Annotated in this window: 22 protein-coding genes; 10 read left to right on the forward strand and 12 right to left on the reverse strand. The window is 70.7% G+C overall.

Annotation, left to right across the window (positions count from 1 at the left end; all coding sequences use genetic code 11):
* The first annotated feature begins 76 nt into the window (after positions 1-76).
* Positions 77-811: a platelet-activating factor acetylhydrolase IB subunit gene (locus WG209_RS12200; protein ID WP_337175321.1), complete on the forward strand. Its 735-nt coding sequence runs from the start codon at positions 77-79 to the stop codon at positions 809-811.
* A gap of 57 nt (positions 812-868) precedes the next feature.
* Here the strand turns inward: WG209_RS12200 and ispD are convergent, their stop codons facing one another.
* Positions 869-1,657 carry a 2-C-methyl-D-erythritol 4-phosphate cytidylyltransferase gene (gene ispD / locus WG209_RS12205; RefSeq protein ID WP_337175322.1) on the reverse strand — a complete coding sequence of 263 codons (789 nt, stop codon included), beginning with the start codon at positions 1,655-1,657 and terminating at the stop codon, positions 869-871.
* Between the two features lie 214 nt (positions 1,658-1,871).
* Here ispD and WG209_RS12210 point away from each other — a divergent pair, with 214 nt between their 5' ends.
* From WG209_RS12210 to WG209_RS12235, 6 genes are all read left to right on the forward strand, one after another.
* Positions 1,872-2,693, forward strand: a complete 822-nt coding sequence (locus tag WG209_RS12210; protein ID WP_337175323.1) for a restriction endonuclease — start codon at positions 1,872-1,874, stop codon at positions 2,691-2,693.
* Between the two features lie 235 nt (positions 2,694-2,928).
* The gene (locus tag WG209_RS12215; RefSeq protein ID WP_337175324.1) at positions 2,929-3,168 is read left to right on the forward strand and encodes a hypothetical protein; all 240 of its coding nucleotides are present in this window, start codon (positions 2,929-2,931) and stop codon (positions 3,166-3,168) included.
* A 35-nt stretch (positions 3,169-3,203) separates the two neighbouring features.
* The gene (locus WG209_RS12220) at positions 3,204-3,839 is read left to right on the forward strand and encodes a flavoprotein (protein ID WP_337175325.1); all 636 of its coding nucleotides are present in this window, start codon (positions 3,204-3,206) and stop codon (positions 3,837-3,839) included.
* A 177-nt stretch (positions 3,840-4,016) separates the two neighbouring features.
* Entirely contained in the window at positions 4,017-5,831 is a 1,815-nt protein-coding gene (locus WG209_RS12225; protein WP_337175326.1) for an outer membrane beta-barrel protein, read from the forward strand.
* 243 nt (positions 5,832-6,074) lie between these two features.
* Positions 6,075-7,466, forward strand: coding sequence for an ammonium transporter (locus WG209_RS12230; protein WP_337175327.1), 1,392 nt, complete (start codon positions 6,075-6,077; stop codon positions 7,464-7,466).
* Positions 7,467-7,561: 95 nt separating this feature from the next.
* Positions 7,562-8,017 carry an Imm50 family immunity protein gene (locus WG209_RS12235; RefSeq protein WP_337175328.1) on the forward strand — a complete coding sequence of 152 codons (456 nt, stop codon included), beginning with the start codon at positions 7,562-7,564 and terminating at the stop codon, positions 8,015-8,017.
* A 117-nt stretch (positions 8,018-8,134) separates the two neighbouring features.
* Here WG209_RS12235 and WG209_RS12240 read toward each other — a convergent pair whose 3' ends face one another.
* The 4 genes from WG209_RS12240 to WG209_RS12255 all read right to left on the reverse strand — a co-directional run bounded on the left by WG209_RS12240 (position 8,135) and on the right by WG209_RS12255 (position 12,940).
* The gene (locus WG209_RS12240) at positions 8,135-8,335 is read right to left on the reverse strand and encodes a hypothetical protein (protein ID WP_337175329.1); all 201 of its coding nucleotides are present in this window, start codon (positions 8,333-8,335) and stop codon (positions 8,135-8,137) included.
* A 202-nt stretch (positions 8,336-8,537) separates the two neighbouring features.
* On the reverse strand, positions 8,538-10,724 hold the full coding sequence (locus tag WG209_RS12245; protein WP_337175330.1) for a glutamine synthetase III: 2,187 nt from the start codon (positions 10,722-10,724) through the stop codon (positions 8,538-8,540).
* A 500-nt stretch (positions 10,725-11,224) separates the two neighbouring features.
* Positions 11,225-11,755, reverse strand: coding sequence for a hypothetical protein (locus WG209_RS12250; protein ID WP_337175331.1), 531 nt, complete (start codon positions 11,753-11,755; stop codon positions 11,225-11,227).
* Positions 11,756-11,890: 135 nt separating this feature from the next.
* The gene (locus tag WG209_RS12255; RefSeq protein WP_337175332.1) at positions 11,891-12,940 is read right to left on the reverse strand and encodes an HD domain-containing protein; all 1,050 of its coding nucleotides are present in this window, start codon (positions 12,938-12,940) and stop codon (positions 11,891-11,893) included.
* Positions 12,941-13,202: 262 nt separating this feature from the next.
* Between WG209_RS12255 and WG209_RS12260 the strand changes: the two genes are divergently transcribed.
* Positions 13,203-14,801 carry an NAD(P)/FAD-dependent oxidoreductase gene (locus WG209_RS12260; protein ID WP_337175333.1) on the forward strand — a complete coding sequence of 533 codons (1,599 nt, stop codon included), beginning with the start codon at positions 13,203-13,205 and terminating at the stop codon, positions 14,799-14,801.
* A gap of 54 nt (positions 14,802-14,855) precedes the next feature.
* Here WG209_RS12260 and WG209_RS12265 read toward each other — a convergent pair whose 3' ends face one another.
* From WG209_RS12265 to thrC, 5 genes are read right to left on the reverse strand one after another with little or no spacing between them, the layout of a single operon-like run.
* Complete coding sequence (locus WG209_RS12265) at positions 14,856-15,788, reverse strand: UDP-glucuronic acid decarboxylase family protein (RefSeq protein ID WP_337175334.1); 933 nt, start codon at positions 15,786-15,788, stop codon at positions 14,856-14,858.
* Positions 15,785-16,366, reverse strand: coding sequence for a cyclic-phosphate processing receiver domain-containing protein (locus WG209_RS12270; protein ID WP_337175335.1), 582 nt, complete (start codon positions 16,364-16,366; stop codon positions 15,785-15,787). The genes WG209_RS12265 and WG209_RS12270 overlap by 4 nt, the downstream gene beginning before the upstream one ends.
* A gap of 33 nt (positions 16,367-16,399) precedes the next feature.
* Positions 16,400-16,768 carry a hypothetical protein gene (locus WG209_RS12275; protein WP_337175336.1) on the reverse strand — a complete coding sequence of 123 codons (369 nt, stop codon included), beginning with the start codon at positions 16,766-16,768 and terminating at the stop codon, positions 16,400-16,402.
* Positions 16,769-16,784: 16 nt separating this feature from the next.
* Complete coding sequence (dapB, locus tag WG209_RS12280; protein ID WP_337175337.1) at positions 16,785-17,585, reverse strand: 4-hydroxy-tetrahydrodipicolinate reductase; 801 nt, start codon at positions 17,583-17,585, stop codon at positions 16,785-16,787.
* Positions 17,586-17,639: 54 nt separating this feature from the next.
* The gene (gene thrC / locus WG209_RS12285) at positions 17,640-19,097 is read right to left on the reverse strand and encodes a threonine synthase (protein ID WP_337175338.1); all 1,458 of its coding nucleotides are present in this window, start codon (positions 19,095-19,097) and stop codon (positions 17,640-17,642) included.
* A gap of 263 nt (positions 19,098-19,360) precedes the next feature.
* Between thrC and WG209_RS12290 the strand changes: the two genes are divergently transcribed.
* The gene (locus tag WG209_RS12290; RefSeq protein ID WP_337175339.1) at positions 19,361-19,708 is read left to right on the forward strand and encodes a metalloregulator ArsR/SmtB family transcription factor; all 348 of its coding nucleotides are present in this window, start codon (positions 19,361-19,363) and stop codon (positions 19,706-19,708) included.
* A gap of 60 nt (positions 19,709-19,768) precedes the next feature.
* On the opposite strand, the gene WG209_RS12295 is transcribed toward WG209_RS12290, so the two are convergent.
* Positions 19,769-20,635, reverse strand: coding sequence for a sugar phosphate isomerase/epimerase family protein (locus WG209_RS12295; RefSeq protein WP_337175340.1), 867 nt, complete (start codon positions 20,633-20,635; stop codon positions 19,769-19,771).
* Between the two features lie 114 nt (positions 20,636-20,749).
* On the reverse strand, positions 20,750-21,721 hold the full coding sequence (locus tag WG209_RS12300) for a GGDEF domain-containing protein (RefSeq protein ID WP_337175341.1): 972 nt from the start codon (positions 21,719-21,721) through the stop codon (positions 20,750-20,752).
* Between the two features lie 212 nt (positions 21,722-21,933).
* On the opposite strand from WG209_RS12300, the gene WG209_RS12305 reads away from it, so the two are divergent.
* Entirely contained in the window at positions 21,934-23,058 is a 1,125-nt protein-coding gene (locus WG209_RS12305) for a site-2 protease family protein (RefSeq protein WP_337175342.1), read from the forward strand.
* The last annotated feature ends 13 nt before the right edge of the window (positions 23,059-23,071 follow it).

Here is a 23,071-nt window from a genome sequence, read left to right on the forward strand (position 1 = left end):
CGGGGGCCGTTTACCATGCTCCCGAGGCGACGGCGCGCGGCGCCGTCATCACCGCTCCCCTCCCGAGGTCACATTAATGACGCGTACTTTCCTCGGCCCTCGCCGATACGTCGCGGCGCTCGCCGGCGCGCTGCTGCTCGCCGTTGCGGGCCAGGCCGTCGCCCAGGCCCCGCCGACCACCGTCCCCGCCCCCCGCCAGGACGAGTGGTGGAAGGAGCGGCACCAGAAGCACCTGGAAGACGTGAAGAAGGCTCGCGAGGGCGCCGGGGTGGACCTGATCCTGCTGGGCGACTCGATCACCCAGGGCTGGGGCGAGAACGAGGCCTGGAAGAAGTACTACGGCCCGCGCAAGGCCCTGAACCTGGGCATCGGCGGCGACCAGACCCAGCACGTCCTCTGGCGGATCCAGAACGGCGAGATCGAGGGGCTGAACCCCAAGGCCCTGATGCTGATGATCGGCACGAACAACGCCGGCTCGGCCTCGGCCGAGGACATCGCCGAGGGGATCGAGGCCATCGTCGCCCAGCTCCGCAAGGATCTGCCGGACACCGACATCCTCCTGCTCGGGGTCTTCCCCCGGGGCGAGAAGCCGGACGACATCCGCAAGAAGCTGACCGACGTCAACGCCCGGATCTCCAAGCTCGACGGCGAGAAGGTCCATTACCTGGACATCGGCTCGACGTTCCTCAACCCGGACGGCACGATCTCCAAGGACATCATGCCGGACTTCCTGCACCTCAGCGATCGCGGCTACGAGATGTGGGCCGCGGCCGTCGAGCCGACGCTCAAGAAGCTGCTGAAGGAGGACTGAGGCGACCTCGACCGTCGGCGGCCCGCGCGCGTTCGCGCCCGGGCCGCCGGCACCGGGTCACGCGCCGAACAGGTCGGACGGCCGGAGCTTGGGCACGTCGTCCCATCCGGCCTGGTCGTCGGCGAAGGGGTGCCCGCTCGAAGCGCCGGCGGCCCCCTCGTCTTCCAGGACCTTGAGTATGGCGCTAGCGAGCTTGAGGTCGTCGCGGGTGGTGATCTTGAGGTTGAACGGCGATCCGGCGACGATCGCCACCGGATGCCCGGCCGCCTCGACGAGCTGGGCGTCGTCCGTGGCGGGGGCCGCCGGGTCGCGGCGCTCGTAGGCCTCGGCGAGCCAATCGCGGCGGAAGACCTGGGGCGTCTGCGCGAGGAACAGGTCGACCCGGGGGACGGTGGCGGTGATGACCCCTTCGGCCACGCGCTTGATCGTGTCGGCGACGGGGATCGCGAGCATCGCCGCGCCGCGCTCCAGCGCCGCCTCGAAGACGGCGGCGACCTGGGCGGGCGTCACGCAGGGCCTCGCCGCGTCGTGGACGGCGACGAAGTCGCACGAGCCCTTGACCTTGGCGAGGGCCGCGGCGACCGTGTCGGCGCGCTCGGCGCCGCCGATGACCACGTCGAGGCCGAGGAACGCGACGTCGTCGCGATACCGGCGCTCGAACATCTCGCGGTCGTCCTCGGCGATGGCGACGACGATCTGGCCGACGTGGTCGTTGTTGAGGAAGGGGCGCAGCGATCTCAGCCAGACCGCGCGGCCTTCCAGCTCGGTGTAGATCTTCTTGGCCCGCGGGTCGCCGAAGCGGCTCGACCGCCCGGCGGCCGGCAGGATCACGGCGATGCGTCCCATTGGCTTGCTCCTCCGTCACGATACCCCGAGGCGCGCGCGAGGGTGTCGCGCCCGCCGGCGGACCGCCGCGTCGCGACCGCCGCACCGATTGTGGCCGAGTTCGCCCCGACCGTCAACGAGGCCCGAGGGCGGCGGGGGCTTGGCCCGGCGCGTCGACCTGTACAAAATGGAGCGAGGATTCGACGGCGAGCCGGAGGCGAGGAGGCGAGCGACGATGGAGTGCCTGGGACCGGAGTGCGCGGCGACGATCCTGGAATGGCTGCGCGCGAGGGCCGGAGCGGGGGAGGGCCCGATGCCGGCCGCGGGCGGGCCCGCCCGGCAAGGGCTGCTCTGGAAGGCCGCGCCGTACCAGGAGGACGCGCCGGCGATCACGTCGGCCGCCGAGATGGCGGGCGCGGTGGAGCACCTGAATTACTCGGTGTTCCGCCGGTATAGGAATCAGCTCACGCGGGCCGAGCGGGGGCGCCTCGACAACTCGATCGAGAACGCCCTGTTCAAGATCGATCGCTACCTCGCCCGGGTCGACGAGGCGGAGCGGGCGCTGCTGGAGGTCGAAGTCTCCCGGCTTCGCGACGAGGTCCGCGACCACAAGGAGCGGACCGAGCGGCTGCGGCTCCAGGCGCGCCGGGCCGAGCTGAAGCTGGCGCAGCTCACGACGCTGACCCCGGAGACCTTCGAGGAGTTCGTCGGCGAGCTGTTCGAGGCGATGGGATACGAGGTCTCGCAGGTCGGCGGGACTGGCGACGAGGGGATCGACCTGCGCCTCGCCCGCGCGGGGCTGCGGGCGGTGGTGCAGTGCAAGTATCACAAGCGGGGGGTCGTGGGGTCGCCGGAGCTGCAGAAGTTCCTGGGGACGGTCCACCACGCCCACGCGCACAAGGGGTATTTCGTTACCACGAGCACGTTCTCGCTGGCCGCGGAGAAGTTCGCCGCCGAACACCCGATCGAGCTGGTCGATGGCCCTCGGCTCGTCGAGCTGGTCACGGAGGCGCTCGGCCCCGGAGCCCGCAAGGAGCCGGAGCCTTCCTGGTTCTGAGCCTCCCGGAGGATTCGATTGGAATCGCGGCCCGGGCCATCCTATGATTTGGGACGGGCGGGGCCGCTCGGCCGGATCGTTCGCGTCGAGACGCCGGGACGAGTCGACGCGGACGCCCCCCTGGCCGCCGGGCGGTGGGTGGCGACTTGACCGGGCGGGAGACGCCCGTGTACTTTCCACGTCGAGGTCGACGGGGCGATCGCCCCGGCCGGCCCGGCCAAGGAGGGTTCATCTCATGACTCCGCGCACCCCGACCGCAGCGCCGCGCACCCTGGACCTCCCCCCGGAGTTCGAGGATCTCGCCGGCCCCATCAGCGGCGACCTGAAGGTCGTCGTCTCGATCCTGGCCGAGCGCGCGACCGAGCGGCTGATGATCTCGAACCGCCAGGCGGAGCAGCTCCGCCGGTCGCTCTGGAACCGGCTGGTCGACGCCGTGAACGCGGAGATTCGCCCCCATTCCGCCGAGCGGCACTGACCGACGGCGGCTCGACCCGGATCGGACCACGCTCCATGGCAAGGATCATCCTCGCGACGACCGGATCGGTCGCGGCCGTCCGCGCGCCCGACCTCTGCTCGGCGCTGGTCGCGGCGGGGCATCGCGTGGAGGTCGTGGCGACCGAGCCGTCGCTCTACTTCTACCGCCCGGCCGACCTTCCCGCCGGGACGCCCGTCCATCGCGACGCCGACGAGTGGCCCGGCGAGGGCTACGCGCGCGGCGACGACGTGTTGCACATCGAACTGCGCCGCCGCGCCGAACTGCTCGTGGTCGCGCCGCTGGACGCCAACACGCTGGCGAAGTTCGCCCTGGGGCTTTGCGACAACCTGCTGACCTGCCTCTACCGCGCCTGGGACTTCGCCCGGCCCGTCGTCCTGGCCCCGGCGATGAACACATTGATGTGGGACAAGCCGGCCACCTCGCGCCACCTGGCCCAGATCTGGTCGGACGCGGCGGGTCGCGAAATCCCGGCCGACTGGTCGCTGGCGACGGCCGAGGACCATTTCACGCGCGAAGGATCCGTCATCCTCGTCCCTCCCCAGTCCAAGCGGCTCGCCTGCGGCGACGTCGGCATGGGCGCGATGTCGGAGGTCGTCGGCATCGCCGAAGCCGTCCGCGCGTGGTCGGAGCGGTCGGCGCCAGCCCCCTGATCGGGGCCCCGGCCGAGGCGCGATCTTGCGGGCGATTTGGAATGTTCCGGCGATCGACTGGAGCGGACGGGTGGGACCGCCGATGATTCTCCCGGAGTCTCGGGATCCGGCGGTCGTCCCCACGGGCCGGGGAAAGACCTCGCGCCGAGGCCGCGTCGAGCGATAGGCGGTCATGCGATGAACACAAGCCTGTCGGCAGCCTTCCGCCGCCGGGCGTGTTTGGCCGCGATCCTCCTCGCGCTCTCTCCCGCGGCGGCACCCGCCCAGGAACTGGCCGGCGACGCGGGGGATCGACCTCGCGTCCGGAGGTTCCTGGACCCGTCGAGCTGGCTGCGACGCTCGCCCGACGCCCGCCGCCGGTTCGATCCCGGCTTGCGGCTCGTCCGCCAGGATCCGCCGGAGCCGGACCTTAAGGTCCCCGCCGCCGACCGGGCCCTCGGGGGGGGCGACCCTCCCGCCGACGGCACCGACCAGTCGAGTTCCTCGCCGTCGTCGACGCCCGACGACGATAGCCCCAATGACGCGGATTCGACGTCCGCGCCCGACCTGGACGTCCCCGCCGCCGACCGCTCGCTCGGGGGCGGAGATCCCCCGGCGGCGAGCGACTCCTCGTCGGCGGTCGCCCCCGCCCCAAGGCCCGCCCCGTCGACCTCGTCGGGGACGTCCGGTGGCGGCTCCTCTCCCAGGAGGGCCGACATCACGTCCCCCGCCGCGACGCGCGACATCGGCGGCGGCCGGCCCCCCGCGTCCCGCCAGGGCGCCCAGGCCGAGGCCGCGCGGGATCGCCCCGACGCGCCGAAGCATCTCATGGACCTGCTGGGGTATCAGGACTCCCCGGTGAAGGTCCACGGCTGGATCCAGAACAGCTACACCGGCAACGCCAACGGCCGCGGCCGGAGCGGCGAGAACGTCGGGGTCTGGCCGAACCACAAGGCGAACTGGTGGCAAGGGAACCAGTACTACGTCGTCGTCGAGAAGCCGGCCAAGCTGGGCGACGACATCGACTTCGGCTTTCGCCTCGACAACCTGTTCGGCAACGACTGGCAGTGGGACTACATGCAGGGCCTGTTCGTCAACGAGTTCCCGCTGAACTCCTTCGCGGCCTACAACCCCGCGCAGATCTACGGCGAACTCCACCTGCCGATCCTCACCGAGGGAGGGGTCGGCGTGAAGGGGGGGAGGTTCTATACGATCGCCGGCTACGAGCAGGTGCCGGCGACCGCCCGGCCGCTCCTGTCGACCCCCTATATGTTCACCTTCGGACAGCCGTTCACCCACTTCGGCGTCCTGACGACCTGGCACGTCACCGACAAGATCAACCTCTACAACGGCGCCATCAACGGCTGGGACCGGTGGATCGACATCCGGTACGCCTGGGGATACCTCGGCGGCCTGTCGTGGACCAGCGAGGACGACCGGACGACGCTGGCCATGACCGCCGTCTGGGGCCCGAACCAGTTCCCGAGCTTCCTCCCCGCCGACCAGCAAATCTACCTGACCGGCTACGTCAACGTGCCGAGCCTGGCGGGGCTGCGCAACCCCGGCTACTGGAGGAACGGCCGCACGTTCTTCACCTGGGTCGGCACGCACAAGTGGAACGACAGGCTGACGCAGGTCGTCGAGACCGACCAGGGCTGGGAGCGCGCGATCCCGGGGCTGGGCTCCGGCGCTCGCAACGGCGCGCCTCGCGACGCGACCTGGTTCAGCCTCGGGAACTGGTTCCTCTACGACTTCACGCCCAAGCTCACCGGCGTCTGGCGTTCGGAGATCTTCTGGGACCCCCAGGGGGCCCGCCTCCAGAACAAGGTCGGCGACCAATTCGTCGGCGACCGCTACCACGAGATGACGCTCGGCCTCGTCTACAAACCCCACCCCAACCTCTGGATACGTCCCGAGGCCCGCCTCGACTGGTCGCAATTCCACCCCGCCTACACCGACGACTCCCGCAAGAGCCAGCTCACGCTGGCGGTCGACGCCGTCATCCTCTGGTGATCATCGCCAGACTTGGTGCCATGCTCATGCCGTGATCCGTTTATGGCACGGCCGGTGCGTTAGGCCCCCCCGCGATTTCCCGATCGAGGCCGAAACGCCCCCCGGGCGGGCCGAGGTCGAAGGCGGAAGTCGAACGAGTGACTTGACTTACGAGGGCCAAAGCTGCCCCGGGTCGGCGAAGACCTCATACCCGCGAAGGGCCTCGGCGTCTTGCTCCTGCCTGCGAATTAGAAGGATCCGCCTATGAAACGTGCAGTGACCCCCTTCCTCCTCCTCGTGGCGCTCGCGATCCTCGCCCTCATCCCGTTCGACCTCGGCCGGGAGATGCCGGCGGGCGACGAGGTGGAGGTCGGCAACGTGGCCTGGATGCTGACCGCCTCCGCATTGGTCCTCCTCATGACCCCGGGCCTCTCGTTCTTCTACGGCGGCATGGTCTGCAGCAAGAACGTCGTCTCGACGATGCTGCAGAGCGTCATCGCGCTGGGGGTGATCAGCCTCCTGTGGATCGTGGTCGGGTTCAGCCTGGCCTTCGGCGACGACATCGGCGGGATCATCGGCGACCCGCGGACGTTCTTCATGTTCGACCACGACGTCGCCTCGTCGATCACGCTCGGCGAGGGTCCGTCGGCGGTGAAGATGGGGATCCCGCTGCTGCTGTTCTCGATGTTCCAGCTGAAGTTCGCCGTCCTGGCCCCGGCGCTCATCACGGGCTCGTTCGCGGAGCGGGTGCGGTTCTCGGCCTACCTGCTGTTCATGGTGCTGTTCAGCGTCATCATCTACTCGCCGCTGGCCCACATGACCTGGCACCCGCAGGGGCTGCTCGCCCAATGGGGCGTGAAGGACTTCGCCGGCGGGACGGTCGTCCACATCTCGGCCGGCTTCGCGGCGCTGGCGGGGGCGATCTTCCTGGGGCGCCGCCAGGCCCACATGGAGAACGTGACGCACGAGCCGGCCAACATCCCCTACGTGATGCTCGGCACCGGGATGCTTTGGTTCGGCTGGTTCGGCTTCAACGCCGGATCGGCCCTGGCCGCCGACCGCGTGGCGACGCTCGCCTTCGCGACCACCAACTCGGCCTCGGCCATGGCGATGCTGACGTGGCTGTTCCTCGACTGGGCCCGCGGCAAGAAGCCGTCGGCGATGGGGGCCTGCATCGGCGCGGTCGTCGGCCTGGTCGCGATCACGCCGGCCGCCGGGCTGGTCACGGTGCGCCACAGCCTGGTCTTCGGCTTCCTGGGGGCCGTGGTCTCCAACCTGGCGGTCTCGATGAAGACCAAGTCGACGCTCGACGACACGCTCGACGTCTTCCCCTGCCACGGCGTCGGCGGCATCGTCGGCATGATCCTGACCGGGGTGTTCGCCGAGGAAGTGGGCCTGTGGTACGGCCAGACCGAGACGTTCATCTATCACATGATCGCGCTCGTGATCGTCTCGGTGTTCGCGTTCTTCGGGTCGCTGGCCCTTTACAAGATCACCGACATGATCATCCCCCTGCGCGTCCCGCACGACCAGGAGGTCGCCGGCCTGGACTACAGCCAGCACGGCGAGGCCGCCTGGCGGCTCAACGGCTCGACCGCCCACGACGTGCCGCTCGTCGAGGTCCAGGAGGAGGCACTGGTCGCCGGCGTCTCCTGACGCCCGCGCGACGATCACGAGGCGGGCGCGAACCCACCGGCCCGACGCCGCGTCGGTGGGGTGGCCCGCGGTCATGTCGATCCGGAGGCCTGGAAATGGATCATCGTCCGCTCATCGACGGCGTGGATCTGCTCCTGGAAGTCTTCGGCGCGTGGCCGAGCTTCCGGGAGGCCCAGGTCGTCCGGCTAACCCTCGACCGCCAGGGCTCGGGCAATTCTGGCCCGACCCTGGAGGCGTGGATTCACCTGATCGAAGTGAGGGGGGGCGTCGACGCGGACGGCCCCTCGGCCCTTCGCATCCACGCGCTGGCCCATCTCGCGTTCTACGGCGTGACGTCGCTGGGCATGGGAGGCTGGTGCGAGCGGAACGCCCTGTCCGGGCTCCGCATCGCCGACGCGAGCCAACACGGGCTCCACGGCTTCGACGTCGAGGTCGAGTTCGTGGGGGCCTCGGGGGTGAACGCCGGCTTCGTTTGCCGTCGCGTGGAGATTCGCTCCGTCGAGCCCTGCGCCCCGGACGGGAGCCGGCTCCTGGATCGCGAGGCCATGTGATCGGCTCGCGGCGGGGCCGGGCGGAGCGGACCCCGGCGTCCCGGTCGTGATCCGAAGGACCGGGCCAGCGCCACCGTGCCCGTATGGTCGGGGTTGCCCCGAGCGAGGGAGGCGAGGCTAGTCGACGAGGGCGTCGCAGGACTCCCACGCGCCGGCTTGCCTCATTCCCCGGAGAATCGCCGGATCATCGCCGGCGTATCGGACGGCCTTCGTGCAGGAGATCGAGCAGGCCGATATGGCGCGCCCGATCTCCTCGGGAGTTTCGGGCTGCTTCTTGAAGTAGCAGTGAGGGTAGTCGCCTTCGCTGTCATGCTCCATCAGGCCATCGGCCTTGTGGAACGGGGCCTGGCATTGGATGCGGCTCTGGTCCAGGACATGGAAGTCGCCGGGAGCATTCCTCGGATATCGCGGCTCGGGCGTGACGACCCACCTCCATCGGCGCTCGGGGCATTCGGAGAACGGACGGGGCGGGGACCCAAGAGCGCGGCCCCCGCGAGCACGTCCGCGTGCCGATGACGGCTCACTTGATGAAGAGCATCTCCTGATACGTCGGCAGGGGCCAGAGGTCGGCGGCGACCAGGGTTTCGAGCTGGTCGCCGGCGGCGCGGACGGCGTTCATGGCCGGGATGACGACGTCGCGGGAGTGGCGGGCGTGGGCCAGGGTGTCGCCATCGACGCGATCCTCGATGATGTCGGAGAGCTTGTCGGCGGCGGTTTGCAGCTCGTCGATGGTCTCGACCAACTCGTTGAGGAGGGCCGTCTGGCTCTTCGGAGGCGCGACCCCCGCGGCCTTCAGCTTGGCGACCGCGTCGGCCACCTCGGCCTGGTAGCGGAGGGCGGCCGGCAGGATGGTGCGGGTGGCGATCTGGAGCGTCAGGTGGCTCTCGATCGTGACCGTCTTGCGGTAGTTCTCGAGGAAGATCTCGAAGCGCGAGTTCAGCTCGCGCTCGGAGAAGACGTGGTGCTTGCCGAACAGCTCGACCGACTTCGGCGTGACGAAGTCGGGGAGGCTGTCCACGGCGGAGCGGCGGCTGGGGAGACCCCGGCGCTCGGCCTCGGCGTGCCAGGCCTCGCTGTAGTTGTCGCCGTTGAAGATGACGTGCCGCGACTCCTTCACGACCCGGTGGAGCAGCGACTGGATCTCGGCGTTGAGGTCCTTGCCGGCGGCGACCGCGCGCTCGAGCTCCGTCGCCATGTCGTCCAGGCTCTCGGCGACGATCGTGTTGATGACGACGATCGGCCCGGCGATCGACTGGGCCGAGCCGCAGGCGCGGAACTCGAACTTGTTGCCCGTGAAGGCGAACGGGCTGGTGCGGTTGCGGTCCCCCGGGTCGCGGGGGAGGACGGGCAGGACCGAAACGCCCACCTTCAGCGTGCCCCCCGTCTTGGCGGTCTTCGCGGCGCCCTTCTCGATCTGGTCGACGATGTCCTCGAGCATGTCGCCGAGGAAGATCGACATGATGGACGGCGGGGCCTCGTTGGCGCCGAGGCGGTGGTCGTTGCCGGCGTGGGCGACGGCCACGCGCAGGAGGTCGCCGTGGCGGGCGACGGCGCGGATCACGGCGACGAGGAAGACGAGGAACTGGGCGTTCGAGTAGGGCGTGTCGCCGGGGCTCAGCAGGTTGTTCCCCATGTCGTCGCACATCGACCAGTTCACGTGCTTGCCGGAGCCGTTCACCCCCGCGAACGGCTTCTCGTGCAGCAGCGCCTGGAGGCCGTAACGGTCGGCGATGCGTTTCAACGTCTCCATGATCAGCATGTTGTGATCGGTGGCGACGTTGGCGCTCTCGAACAGCGGCGCGATCTCGTACTGCGCCGGGGAGACCTCGTTGTGGCGGGTCTTGACCGGGACCCCCAGCTTGTACAGCTCGGTCTCGGTCTCCATCATGCAGGCCAGGACGCGCTCGGGGATGGAGCCGAAGTAGTGGTCTTCAAGCTCCTGGCTCTTGGGGGGGCGGGCGCCGAAGAGGGTGCGGCCGGCGTTGAGGAGGTCGGGGCGGGCGTAGTAGAAATTCTTGTCGATCAGGAAGTATTCCTGCTCGGGGCCGGCGGTCACGCCGACGCGGGTCGACTTCGAGCCGAACAGCTTGAGGATCCGGACGGCCTGCCTGGACAGGGCCTCGTTGGAGCGGAGCAGCGGAGTCTTCTTGTCGAGCGCGTCGCCGGTCCAGGAGCAGAAGGCGGTCGGGATGCAGAGGATGGTGCCGTTGGGGTTGTCCAGGACGAAGGCGGGGCTGGTGGGGTCCCAGGCGGTGTAGCCGCGGGCCTCGAAGGTGGAGCGGATGCCGCCGGAGGGGAAGCTGGAGGCGTCGGGCTCGCCGCGGACCAGCTCCTTGCCGCTGAACTCCGCAATGGCGGCGCCGGCCTCGGTGGGGGCGAGGAACGAGTCGTGCTTCTCCGCGGTCAGGCCGGTCATCGGCTGGAACCAGTGGGAGTAGTGGGTCGCCCCCCGCTCCATGGCCCAATCCTTCATGGCGGCGGCGACGACGTCGGCGACGCAGGGGTCGAGCGGGTCGCCCCCCTTGACCGTGTTGCGCAGCAGCCGATAGACGTTCTCCGGGAGGCGCGCCCGCATGACCTCGTCGGAGAAGACGTTCATCCCGAAGAGTTGCGTGATCGGCGTCGCCGACCTGGGGGCGCGACGGCCCATGTTGGTCCAGGAGGTGATCGCCTCGATCGCGGCGTCGCGAGCGCTGTCGTGGGACATCGGAAGGCTCCATCGATCAACTGGCTGGGAGTCCGTGACGCGCCGGCCGGCTTCGAACGGGGAACGGGCGCGGGTCCCGGGGGGGGCCTCCGGGGCCGCGGGCCGATCGCATGATGCTCGAATACGGGGGCGGAGACTGGGGGGGCCGATCGATCCGGAGTGCCCTGGCGTTCGGACGGAGAGGGTCGCGAAGCAAGGCCGACGATGGACTTGGGGCCGTCGCTGGGGTGGGCGGGGACCGGGGCCGGGGGGTCCGGAACCCGATCGAGCCGCGTGCACCACGGTCGGCCGCGTCGTCATCTCGTCTCAGCGCGGGAGAGTCGCCGATCCTGGGATTGCGCCGGGATGCCCGCCCCCGGGGGAGGGCGGGGCTTGAGAACCCATTCTCGCAGGCGAGAATTATACCCGAGGCCGGGGAGTCGTGCTAGATTTCCTCGGCGTCGGGCGAAGGGGCGGGGTGGCGGGCCGGCGCGGCGTGTCGCGCGTCGGCCGCGTGGGGGTCACTTCCCGTCGAGCTTGGCGAGGACGCCCTTGGGGTCCTTCTCGACGGCGCCCTTGCAGCCCTCGCAGCAGATGTAGAAGTCGCGACCCTCGGCGGTCATCTTGATCGGGACGTCCATGCCGAGGTTCTCGCCGCTGACGGGGCAGAGGCCCTGCTTCAGCGCGGCCTCCTGCTCGTCGGCGGGGAGCTTCTTGATGTTGGCGAGCTCATCCTCGGTGAACTCGACCTTGCTCGCCTCGGGCCCCTCGACGGCCGGCGCGGCGTCGGCCTTCGGGTCGGCGGCGTCGGCCTTCGGGTCGGCCTCGACGGGGGGCGCGATCTCGGTCTCCGAGGGGATGGGGGTGGAGGGTTCGGCGCGGCGCGTCGCGGCCGGGTTCGGCATCTCGTCGGTGGACGGCGGGACGGCCGGCGTGCTCACGGAAGGACGGGAGTCCTCGACGTTGCCTGGGCCCGGGGCCTCCTCGGCGCCGCAGCCGACGATCAGGGACAGCGCCAGGGCCGGCGCGCCGAGTCGCAACATCCGATACATGCGTCTTCCTCTCGCTCGTGTCCGCGTGGGATCGCAGGGCCGCGACGCGGCCGACATCGCGTCCATTGTATCCCGTCGCCCACGCGGCCGGCAATCGGGGCCGGCGGGTCGGCGCGCGCGGGGGGGGGGCGGCGGTCAGGCGTCGAGGTCGGGCGCGGGCGCGCCGGGCTCGACCGGGATGCCGCGATAGAGGCGGCGGTTGTCCAGGGCCCAGACCTTGTCGGTGAACTCCTCGCCGTTCTTGTGGTCCATCCGATACCGGACGGCCGTGTTCATCTTGGCGTCCAGGTCGTCGATGAACGAGACGAGGATGGCTTCCAGGGTCGCGGGCAGGACCGGGGCGCCGAACTCGCGCTTGCCGTGGTGGGCGAGGATCGCGTGCTCCAGGCAGAGGAGCGTCTCCTCGGGGAAGCCGTCGATGTTCCGGGCGGCGTCGCGCGCCATGTCGCGACCCATGATGATGTGGCCGAGGAGCTGGCCTTCCTTCGTGTAGCGCGCCTCGACCGGGCTGTACGCCAGCTCCTTAAGCTTGCCGATGTCGTGCAGGACGACGGCCGCCATCACCACGCCCTTGTCCAGCGGCGGGTTGAGATCCTTGTAGTAGCAGTCGCCGTAGTGGTCCAGGAGCATCGCGGCGACGCGGCTCATGCTCCACATATGTTCGAGCAGCCCGCGTGTGTAGGCGTGATGCATCGCGCTGGCGGCGGGCATCTTGCGCAGCAGGTCGTCGTTCTCGACGAGGACGCGGACCACCAGCTCCTTGAGGTGCGGATCGGCGATGTACTTGTCGACGCGCTGGTGGATCGATTGCAGCAGCTCGTCGGCGGGCCAGGCGCTGCTCTCGAACAGCTCGTCGACGTCGTAGCCTTCGAGTTCGTCGCCGTCGGCGGCGGGGCGGATGTTCAGGATGACGAGCTGCATGCCGAAGTTCAGCTTCAGCTCGGAGCGGACCTCGACCCGGTAGGCGATCCCCTCGTCCCAGGCCTCGGCGACCTCGAGGAGCGGGTCGCCGTGCCAGAGCGGGGCCTCCAGCGAGGTCTTCTTGTCGCGGAAGACGCAGCGGAGGAAGGGCTTGCCGGTCTTGGTCGTGCCGCGGACCTTCTTCGCCAGGACCGCGTAGCAGACGGCTTCCTGGCCGTCGACGAGGTCGCCGAGTCGCGTGACGACGGTGCCGGTGGATCGCATGGTTCGGTCGTCCCTCGCATCGGGCCTCGTCGCCGGGCCCGGCCGTCGGTCGCGTCCCGGCCGCCCGGCCGCCGGGCTACGGTTCAAGTTTACATCCCCCCCGGCCGATGGGCGCGCGAATCTCGCCCGCGACCTTGCGGATTGCGCCGGCCGCTCCGATACCCCGGCGGGGACGGCCACGATATCCTGGGATCGTCCCGGCGTCGACCGCGGCCGGCGTCGTCGCGGGCCGGGCGCGCTCTTCGTGGAACAGGAGGCCGAGATGACGACCACCCCCGGAGGGCGTCGGAGGACGCTGGAAACCCTCGGGAGGATGGATCTTGGGGCGAGCGTCCGGGAGGTCTCCGGGCGGCGGTGGGACGTCGTGGTCGTCGGCGCGGGGCACAACGGCCTGACGGCGGCGGCCTACCTGGCCCGAGCGGGCAAATCGGTGCTGGTGCTGGAGTCGCGTGACCGCGTGGGGGGAGCCTGCACCATCGATGAGCCCTGGCCGGGCTTCCGGCTCTCCCCTTGCTCGTACCTCCTGGGGTTGCTGCATCCGAGAGTGATCGAGGAGCTTCGGCTCGTCGAGTACGGCCTTCGCTGGTCGCCCGCGACGGCCGGGCTGTTCGTGCCGTTCGAAGACGGCGGCAGCGTGCAGCTCTGGGACGACGACGCCCGTTGCGAGGAGGAGATCCGGCGGCTCGCGCCGATGGACGTCGCCGGTTGGCGGGATTTTTGCGCCGTGAAGGCGCGCCTCCGCGACGTCCTCCGGCCGGAGGGGGACGGCGACGTCTGGCTTGGCAGGGCGCCGACCATCGACCAGATCGATGAACGACTGGGGGGCGACCACGAGGCGCGTCATCTCCTGTTCGAATGGTCGATGCTGGAGTGCGTCCGGAATTACTTCCAGGACGAGCGGATGCGGATGGCCTACCTGGGGCAGGGGGTCATCGGGACGAACGCCAGCCCGAGCGATCGCGGCACCGCCTCGATCCACTTCCATCACCAGTCGGGGAGGCTGGGGGGATCGCCGGGGCAGTGGGGGTACGTTCACGGCGGGATGGGGATGGTCTCGTTTCTGCTGTGCGATATCGCGCGCGACCTCGGGGCGGTCGTCGCGACCGGCGTGAAGGTCGCGCGGATCAACCCCGGCGAGGGGGTCGAGCTTGAAGCTGGCGAGCGGATCCGGGCCGGGGCGGTCGTCTGCAACGCCGACCCACGCGTCGCGCTCCGGTTGCTCGGCGACGCGGCCGACGCCGGCTGGAAGGCGAAGGTGGAGGCCGTCCCGCAGGTCGGCTGCACGCTGAAGATGAACGTCGCGCTGCGGGAGCTTCCAAGTTTCAAGGCGCGGCCGGGGACGCGGCGGGACCACCATCTCGGCCAGGTCAACACGCCGCTGACCGCCGAGGAGTGGGACGAGGGCCATCGCGCGGCGCGTCGGGGCGAGCTGCCCGCGCGGCTCTGGACGGAGCTTTATTTCCAGACGGCGCTGGATCCGAGCATCGCCCCGGCGGGGCTGCATTCGATGAGCGTCTTCGCGCAGTACGTCCCGTACGCCTTCGCGGAGGGGGATTGGGACTCGCGCCGCGAGGAGGCGACGCGGCTGGCGCTCGGTTCGATCGGCCGGTTCTGCGACGGGCTGGAGGGGGCGATCGTGGACGTCGAGGCGCTGGGGCCGCCCGACGTCGAGGAGCGCGTCGGCCTCACGGGGGGACATATCTTCCAGGGCGAATGCCTGCCCGCGTATATGTGGGAGCATCGCCTCTCGCCGCGCACGCCGATGCCCGGCGTCTTCCTCTGCGGCGCGGCGACGCATCCCGGCGGCAGCGTGATCGCCGTCAACGGCCGCAACGCGGCGATGGAGATCCTGGGCGGCTGAGCGGCCGGCGTGGGCGCGTCCCTCGGGTCGGGACGACGCCCCGCGGCGGCCGGTTCAGACGACGGTGCGGAAGTATTCGAGGGTACGCTTGAGCCCCTCGGCGCGGTCGACCGCCGGGTTCCAGCCCAGGATGGTCTGGGCCTTGGTGATGTCGGGGCGTCGGCGCTTGGGGTCGTCCTGGGGGAGCGGCTCGTGGACGATGGTGCTCTTGGTGCCGTCGACGAGGGCGATGATCTCCTCGGCGAGCTGGGAAACGGTGATCTCCGACGGGTTGCCGATGTTCACCGGCAGGGCGTAGTCGGACTTGAGGAGGCGGTAAATGCCGTCGACCAGGTCGGTGACGTAGCAGAAGCTGCGGGTCTGGTCGCCGTTGCCGTAGAGGGTGATGGGCTCGCCGCGGAGGGCCTGCTTCATGAAGTTGGGCAGCACGCGGCCGTCGTTGAGGCGCATGCGGGGGCCGTAGGTGTTGAAGATCCGGACGATGCGGGTCTTCACGCCGTGGTAGCGGTGGTAGGCCATCGTGATGGCCTCGGCGAAGCGCTTGGCCTCGTCGTAGCAGCCGCGGGGGCCGATGGTGTTGACGTGGCCCCAGTACTCCTCGACCTGCGGGTGGACTTCCGGGTCGCCGTAGATCTCCGACGTGCTGGCCAGGAGGAACCGGGCGTCCTTGGCCTTCGCGAGCCCGAGCGCGTTGTGCGTGCCGAGCGAGCCCACCTTCAGGGTGGGGATCGGGTGGGCGAGGTAGTCGGCCGGGCTCGCCGGGCTGGCGAAGTGGAGCACGTTGTCGACCGGGCCGTCGACGTCGATCGGCTCGGAGACGTTGTGCTCGATGAACCGGAACTTCGGGTCCGTCCGCAGGTGGTCGATGTTGCGGGGATTGCCGGTGAGGAGGTTGTCGACGCAGACGACCTCGTCCCCCTCGGCGAGGAAACGCTCGCAGAGATGCGACCCGACGAAACCCGCCCCACCCGTGATGACCGTTCTCAAGGCCCTTCCTCCGATGTAGTCTTCCGGCCCGCCCGGGGCCCCCGGCCCCGCGAGTCGCCCCCATCATAGCGACTGGCCGTCCGTCGCGTCAGCCGGGCCCAGCGGTCGGCGACCCGCCCCCAGATCGCCCCCAGGCCGCGGAACAGCCCCCGCCCTCGCGGCGGCGGGCCGAGCGTCAGGAAGTCAACCAGGTCGTGCCCGAAGGGCCGGTACTCGGCCATGTAGCCGTGCCGCAGCAGGAGCAGGACCATGCGCGAGGCCGCGGCGGAGTTGTGGCTGTGGACGAAGAAGCGGGCCCGACGCAGGTGCTCGCGCGACGGCGAGCAGAGCCAGCGGACGACCGCCATGCCGCAGTCGTCCCGCGACTCGTCCACGAAGCGCTCGCCGTTGAGGTCGTGATCCAGGTGGACCTCGTCCCAGGGCTCGGCCAGCCGATCGACGCAGGCGCCGACGTCCGTGACCCAGACGGCGTGCGGGCAGCACTCCAGGAACAGCTCGGCGCGGCGGGGGTCGTCGTCCAGGAAGAGGACGCGCCGGGAGGCCGGCGGCGTCGGCCCGGCCCCGGGCGATTCGATCATCGGGACGCTCCCTCCGTGGGTGCCTCGTCGGCGTCAGGACTCGATGCGATCCGCGGCGCGACGGGGCCCGGACGGGGTAAGCTCCAGGATCGATCCGCCCCGCTCCGCCAGCTCCACCAGGCGCAGGTAGCCGGCGGTGACGCGGGCCTCCTCCTCGGCGACGAACGCCGGGTCGAGCGCGGCCTTGGCGAACGGCCCGGCCGCCACCGGCGCGTCGAACGACTCGTGGACGATGAACTGGCTCAGCGTCGGGTTGCAGCGGAGGTGCCGATCGGGCGCGCTCGGGAGCGAGTCGGGGTCGACCTCCCCTAGCGCGTATCGCAGGGAGAGGTCGGACTCCAGGAGGAGTTCGACCTCCTCGCCGCAGACCTCGCAGGGGTAGCCTCGATCGCAGCGCGCCATGATGGGCCTCGGGGTGTCAGGCCTGGGGGCCGAGGACGTCGGCCATCGAGTAGTTCCCCGGCGGCTTGCCCGCGAGGAAGACGGCGGCGTCGATCGCCCCGCGCGCGAAGCCGTCGCGGTTCAGGGCTCGATGGGTCAGCTCCAGGGTGTCGCCGCCCAGGGCGAACAGGATGGTGTGCTCGCCGGGGCAGTCGCCGCCCCGGACGGCGTGCATGCCGATCTCGCCCCGGGTCCGCTCGCCCACCTGGCCCTCGCGGCCGTGGACCAGCGGCCCGGCGCCGGTCGCGGCCGAGATCACCTCGGCGATCCTCAGGGCCGTGCCGCTGGGCGCGTCCTTCTTCAGGCGGTGGTGCCGCTCGATGATCTCGACGTCGGCCTCCGGGCCCATGCCCGCGGCGGCCCGCGCGGCGAGTTCGAAGAGGAGGTTGACCGCGCGGCTCGTGTTCGGCGAGGCCAGCACAGCGATCTCGGCCGAGGCCTCCTCCAGGGCGCGGCGGGCGTCGTCGTCGAGCCCCGTCGTGCCGATCACGAGAGGGACCCTCGCGAGGCGGCATGCCTCGGCGACCTCGGCCGTGGCCGAGGGGTGCGAGTAGTCGATCACGACGTTCGGGCGCGTGTCCGCGATCGCGTCGAGCGCGCGGATCGGCACGCCGAGCGCCCCGGCCCCCGCGACGCTCCCCGCGTCTTCGCCCAGGCACGCCCGGTCGACCGCCGCGACCAGCGTGGTCCGGGGGTCGAGGGCGATGAGTTGCGTCAGCCGCAGGCCCATCCGGCCCGCCGCGCCATGCAGCCCGATACGGATCAGTGCCGTGCTCAAGGCCGGCCTCCCTTTCCTTAGGTGAGAATGATCGTCGCGCGACCCCGCGGCCGGTCAGGGGGCCGGCGCGGACGGGTCGGAGTACAGGGCGATGGCACGGATGATGTCGTCCAGCGCGTTGGGGACGACGACGGGGCGGTTGGCGAACCCGGCGCGATTCACGCCGCGGGCCCCCAGCACCTTCTCGAAATTCTCCTGATCGGCCCCGTGGTAGGCGACCGTCGCGGTGGGGTCCTTGAGCTGGTGCCCGGTGAGGATGCAGACGACCCGCTCCGACGGCGCGATGACGCCTTCCTCGCGGAGGCGGCGGGCCCCGGCGACGCTCGCGGCGCTGGCGGGCTCGCAGCCCAGGCCGCCGGCGCCCACCCACGCCTTGGCGTCCATGATCTCCTGGTCGGAGACCTCGCGGACGACGCCGTCGCAGAAGTCCAGGGCGCGCAGGCACTTCTTGAGGTTCACCGGCCGGTTGATCTCGATGGCCGAGGCGATGGTCGACGCCTTCATGCCGGCGGCGTCCAGCTCCCCGTAATAGGCGTCCACCTTCGCCGAGTCGGGCAGGCCGCTGAGCCAGCGGATCTCGCGAGAGCCGTACAGCTCGTGGAGCGTCCGGGCGCCGTGGGCGTTGATGACGGCCAGCCGGGGGACGCGGTCGATCAGCCCCAGGTGCTTCAGCTCGATGAACGCCTTGCCGAAGGCGCTCGAGTTCCCCAGGTTCCCCCCGGGGACGACGATCCAGTCGGGGACCTCCCAGCCGAGCGACTCCAAGACGCGATACATGATGGTCTTCTGCCCCTCCAGCCGGAAGGGATTGACCGAGTTCATCAGGTAGATGCCCAGCCGGTCGGCCACCTCGCGGACGCGCCTCATGGCGTCGTCGAAGTCGCCGACGATCTGGATGGTCAGGGCGCCGTGGTCGAGCGCCTGGGCGAGCTTGCCATAGGCGATCTTCCCCGAGCCGACGAAGATGATCGCCCGGAACCCGAGGTCCGTCGCCGAGCAATAGACAGACAGGGCGGCGGAGGTGTTGCCGGTGCTGGCGCAGGCGACGCGGCGGGCACCGATCATCCGGGCGTGGGTGAACGCCGCGGTCATCCCGTTGTCCTTGAAGCTCCCGGAGGGGTTCATCCCCTCGTACTGGAGCATCAGCCGGCCCGGGTCCATGCCGACGGCGCGGCCGACCTTGTCGGCCCGCTGCAGCAGGGTGCGGCCCTCGCCGATGGTCACCACCTTGTCGGGGGGGGCGAAGGGGAGCAGGTCGCGGAACCGCCAGACGCCGGAGAAGGCGAGCGGGTCGAGCTGGCGCGACCACTTCGCCTCGAAATCCCTCAGGGTCGCGGGGACTTCCAGCCGGTCCCAGTCGTAGACCACGTCGATCAGGTCGCCGCACCTGGGGCAGGCGAAGTGGGCCTCGTCGACGGCGAACGTGGCGGCGCACGACGGGTTGAGGCACTGCTGGAAGGCGGCCTCGGTCGCGCGCCGGGGGGATTCGATCGTCGTGGTGGGCCCAGCCATCGGTCTGCACTCTCGCGGGGGGGGATCGGTCGGGCCGACTCGTGCCCGGCCCACACTCTAAGGCAAGGCCCCCCGCCCCGACAAGCCGGGCGTCCCGGCCGGCGGAGCCGGGTTGACTGAACACAAGGATGTGACTATCCTATTATCCATGCCGAAGGCGAGGCGGAGACGCCCTCGCCGACGCCGACCACCACCCCGGTCGGCGGCCAGACGGCCCCCCCTCGGACATCACGCCTCCACAATCCGTTTCAGGAAGACTTGCGATGGCCGCAACCTCCGCCCGCGCCTCCGCGCCAGCGCGGTCGACGAAGACCGCCGCCGCGGCGGCAGCCCGGCGTCTCGCCGAGATCCGCCGCGTCGCCGACCTGCTCAAGCAGGTCTCGGACCCCACCCGGCTCCAGGTCCTCCTCCTCCTGGAGGAGAAGGAACGCAACGTCACCGAGCTGTGCGCCGACCTCGGCACCCAGAGCCAGCCGGCCGTCAGCCACCACCTGGCGCTCCTGCGCCACGGCCGGCTGATCGAGCCCCGACGCTCGGGCAAGCACAACTTCTACGCGCTGACCGAGGGCGGCCGCGAGCTGGCCGCGGTCGTGCGGACGATCGTCGCGTGACCAGGCCCGCGCCCGGGCCGCGCCGGCGTCGCCGGTCGCGGCCCGGGGCGGCGTCCGCGATCAGCCGGCCAGGCATTCCCGCAGGACTTCCAGGCCCCGCGCGACGTCGCGCAGCCGCCCCGCCTGGTCTCCCACCTCCCGCTCCACGACGAGCGGCCCCCGGTAGCCGACGTCCTTCAGCGCCTTGATGAACGCCGGGATGCCGACCTCTCCCTCGCCGAGCGGGACCTCCTCGCCCCAGGCACCCTTCACCGTGGGCCGGCGCGCGTCCTTGACGTGGACCGAGCGGATGTCCGGGCCGAGGATCCTGACGGCCTCGATCGGGTCTCCCATGTCGTAGAGGAGCATGTTCGCCGGGTCGAAGTTGACCTTGAGGGACGGCGACTTCAGGTCGTCGAGCGTCCGGCGGAGGAGCTGGGCCGTCTCCTGGCCGGTCTCGAACGCCAGCGTGATCCCGGCGGCGGCGGCCTTGTCGCCGGCGCGCGCCAGGACGTCGAGCATCGCCGAACGGCCGGGGTCGTCCAGCTCCGGGAGGAACCCGGCGTGGAGCATGAGGTCCGAGAGGCCCAGCGCCCTGGTGCGGTCGAGCGCCCAGTCGAGGCGCGCGAGGCGCTCGGCGCGGGTCGCGGGGTCGCCGAAGCCGCCGGTCTTCATGATGGTCTGGGGCGTGGTGTAGTCCTCGCCGGGGAAGCCCAGCATCGCGCCGGTCATGCGGAAGCCGGCGGCCCTGGCGGCGGCGGGGAGGTCGTCCCCCTCGTCCCAGCTCGCGTGGTGGGGGTCGCCGCAGGCGATCTGGACGACGTCGACCCCCAGCTGGTCGAGGAAGCCCTTCAGCTCCGGCACGTTCTTGACCTGGAGGCTCCAGCTGCACACCCCCAGGGCGAGGGGTTCCAGGGGGCGTGACGACGAGGCTTCGGCTGTGGGCACGATTCCGTCACCTGTACGGGGTCGGTGGGATGAGTCCTGGCATGGCGCCCCGGCGGGCGCACGCCCATCATAGCTCACCCTCGCGCCCGAAGCGAGCGAACGCCGCGCCGACGGTCAGACGGCCAGGGCGTCGCACGACTCGGTGCGGCGCTCCGCGGCGGTCAGCATGCGCTCGGCGGCGACCACGCGGTCGCGGCCGGTTCGCTTCGCCTCGTACAGCGCGACGTCGGCCGTGGTCATCAGGGCCTTGATCCCTCGTGGCCGCGCCATCGTGCTGGACGAGACGCCGAAGCTGGCGGTGACTCGCAGTTCCTTCCGCCCGGCGCGGATCGGTCGGCTCGCCAGCATTCGCCGGAACTGCTCGGCTCGTTCCCAGCCCTGATCGGCCGAGGCGACCGGCAGGGCCACGATGAACTCCTCGCCGCCGTAGCGCGCGACGAGGTCGTCGGAGCGGGTCGATTCCCGCAACACCTTGGCGACCTCGCGGAGCGCCGCGTCGCCGGCCTCGTGGCCGTGGAGGTCGTTGACCCGCTTGAAATGATCGATGTCCACCATCAGGAGAGCGGTCCCCAGGTTCCGCATGCGGTTGCGCTCGCACAGGGGCCCGATCTGCTCCATGAAGTAGCCGCGGTTGTACAGACCGGTCAGGTTGTCGCGCACGGTGCGTTCGAACATCTCGCGCTGGAACCGCTCGTCGTCGGGGCCCAGGCTGGCGTATTTCAGGATGATCGACGCGCCGAGCTGGATCCGCGCCCCGTCCTCGAGCCGGGTCGCCGCGTGGGGGGGGACGCGCTTGCCGTCGAGGTAGGTGCCGTTGCTGCTGCCCAGGTCGGTCAGCCACGCGTCGCCGGAACCGTCGTGGGTGATGACGGCGTGCCGGCGGGAGATGGTCGGGTCGGGGAACTGGTGGACGTTCTCGGCCGATCGGCCGAGCGACGCCTCGGGCCCCTCGATCCGGAGCATCGCCCCGGGGACCCCCCCCTGGATCGTGATGAGGTACATCGGCGAGCGGGGGAGGACTTGCGTGTCGTCCCCCTCCATCTCGACCGGGGAGACGCAGACGTGCGTTGCCGCCTTCAAGTCCATGATCGCCTCGTTTCCCACGGGATCTCCGGCCCGTCGGGGCCGGCCCCTTGTTCCCCTACCTGGCGTGTCCACCCCCCGGGGATGGGGGCTTAACGCTACCCTAGGTCGCGGCGGGGGGTTGTCAAATCGGATCGGAGGAAAACCCGCGCGCGGTCTCGTCCGCCGTACAATGTGTCGATCGCGGTCAACAACGTGCGTTGGAGGATGATTGAATGTCCTGGTCGTGGAAAATCGGGCGGATCGCGGGGATTCCCATCTACGTCCACTGGACGTTCGTCATCCTGATCGCGTGGCTGGTGGCGGCCGGGGCGTCGGCCGGGGGGGGGCTCCCAGCGGGCCTGCGGCAGGGGGGCTTCGTCCTGGCCTTGTTCGGCTGCGTGGTGCTGCACGAGCTGGGGCACGCGCTGATGGCGCGTCGGTTCGGCGTGCCGACCGCCGACATCACCCTGCTGCCGATCGGCGGGGTCGCCCGGCTCCAACGGCTCCCGGAGAAGCCCGGGCAGGAGCTGATGGTGGCGCTCGCCGGCCCCGCGGTGAACGTGGTGATCGTCGCCGTGCTGTGGCTGGTCGGCGTCCGATTCCCGGCCGGCGACGAGTCGGCCGAGGTGCTGCACGCGGGCTTCTGGTCGAAGATCCTGCTGGTCAACGTGTTCCTGGCCGCGTTCAACATGCTGCCCGCCTTCCCGATGGACGGCGGCCGGGTGCTCCGCGCCTTGCTTGCGATGAAGCTCCCCTACGCGAAGGCGACCCGGGCGGCGGCGACGGTCGGCCAGATGATGGCGATCGCCTTCGGGCTCTTCGGGCTGAGCAGCGGCGCGCCGTTGCTCCTCTTCATCGCGCTGTTCGTCTGGATCGGCGCCGAGGCCGAGGCGCTCCAGGTGGCCGAGCGGGCGGCGTTGAAGGGGGTCCTGGTCCGCGACGCCATGCTGACGGACTTCCAGAGCCTCCGCGACGACGACACGCTCGGCCAGGCCGTGGGCGTGCTCCTCTCCGGCACGCAGCAGGATTTCCCGGTCGAGGGGAACGAGGCGGACGACGAGCCTCGCGTGCTGACCCGCGCCAACCTGATGGCCGGGCTGGCCGCTCGCGGGCCGGACGGATCGGTGGGCGAGTTCGCCTCGGCGTCCGCCCCGGCCGTGGAGGCGGACGGCCCGCTCGTCGCGGCGGTGAACGCCCTGCGCGAGCGAGGGGCGTCGTGCGCCCCGGTCGTCCGCGACGGCAGGGTGGTCGGCCTGCTCACCCTGGAGAACGTGGCGGAGCTGCTGATGGTCCGCGAGGCGCTCGGCAAGGTCGGCGACGGCTCCGTCGCCCCGGTCGCCGAGGAGAGGGTCTACTGACCGGGGCGAGGCC

The sequence above is a fragment of the Paludisphaera sp. genome (assembly GCF_037189885.1).
Classification (GTDB): domain Bacteria; phylum Planctomycetota; class Planctomycetia; order Isosphaerales; family Isosphaeraceae; genus Paludisphaera.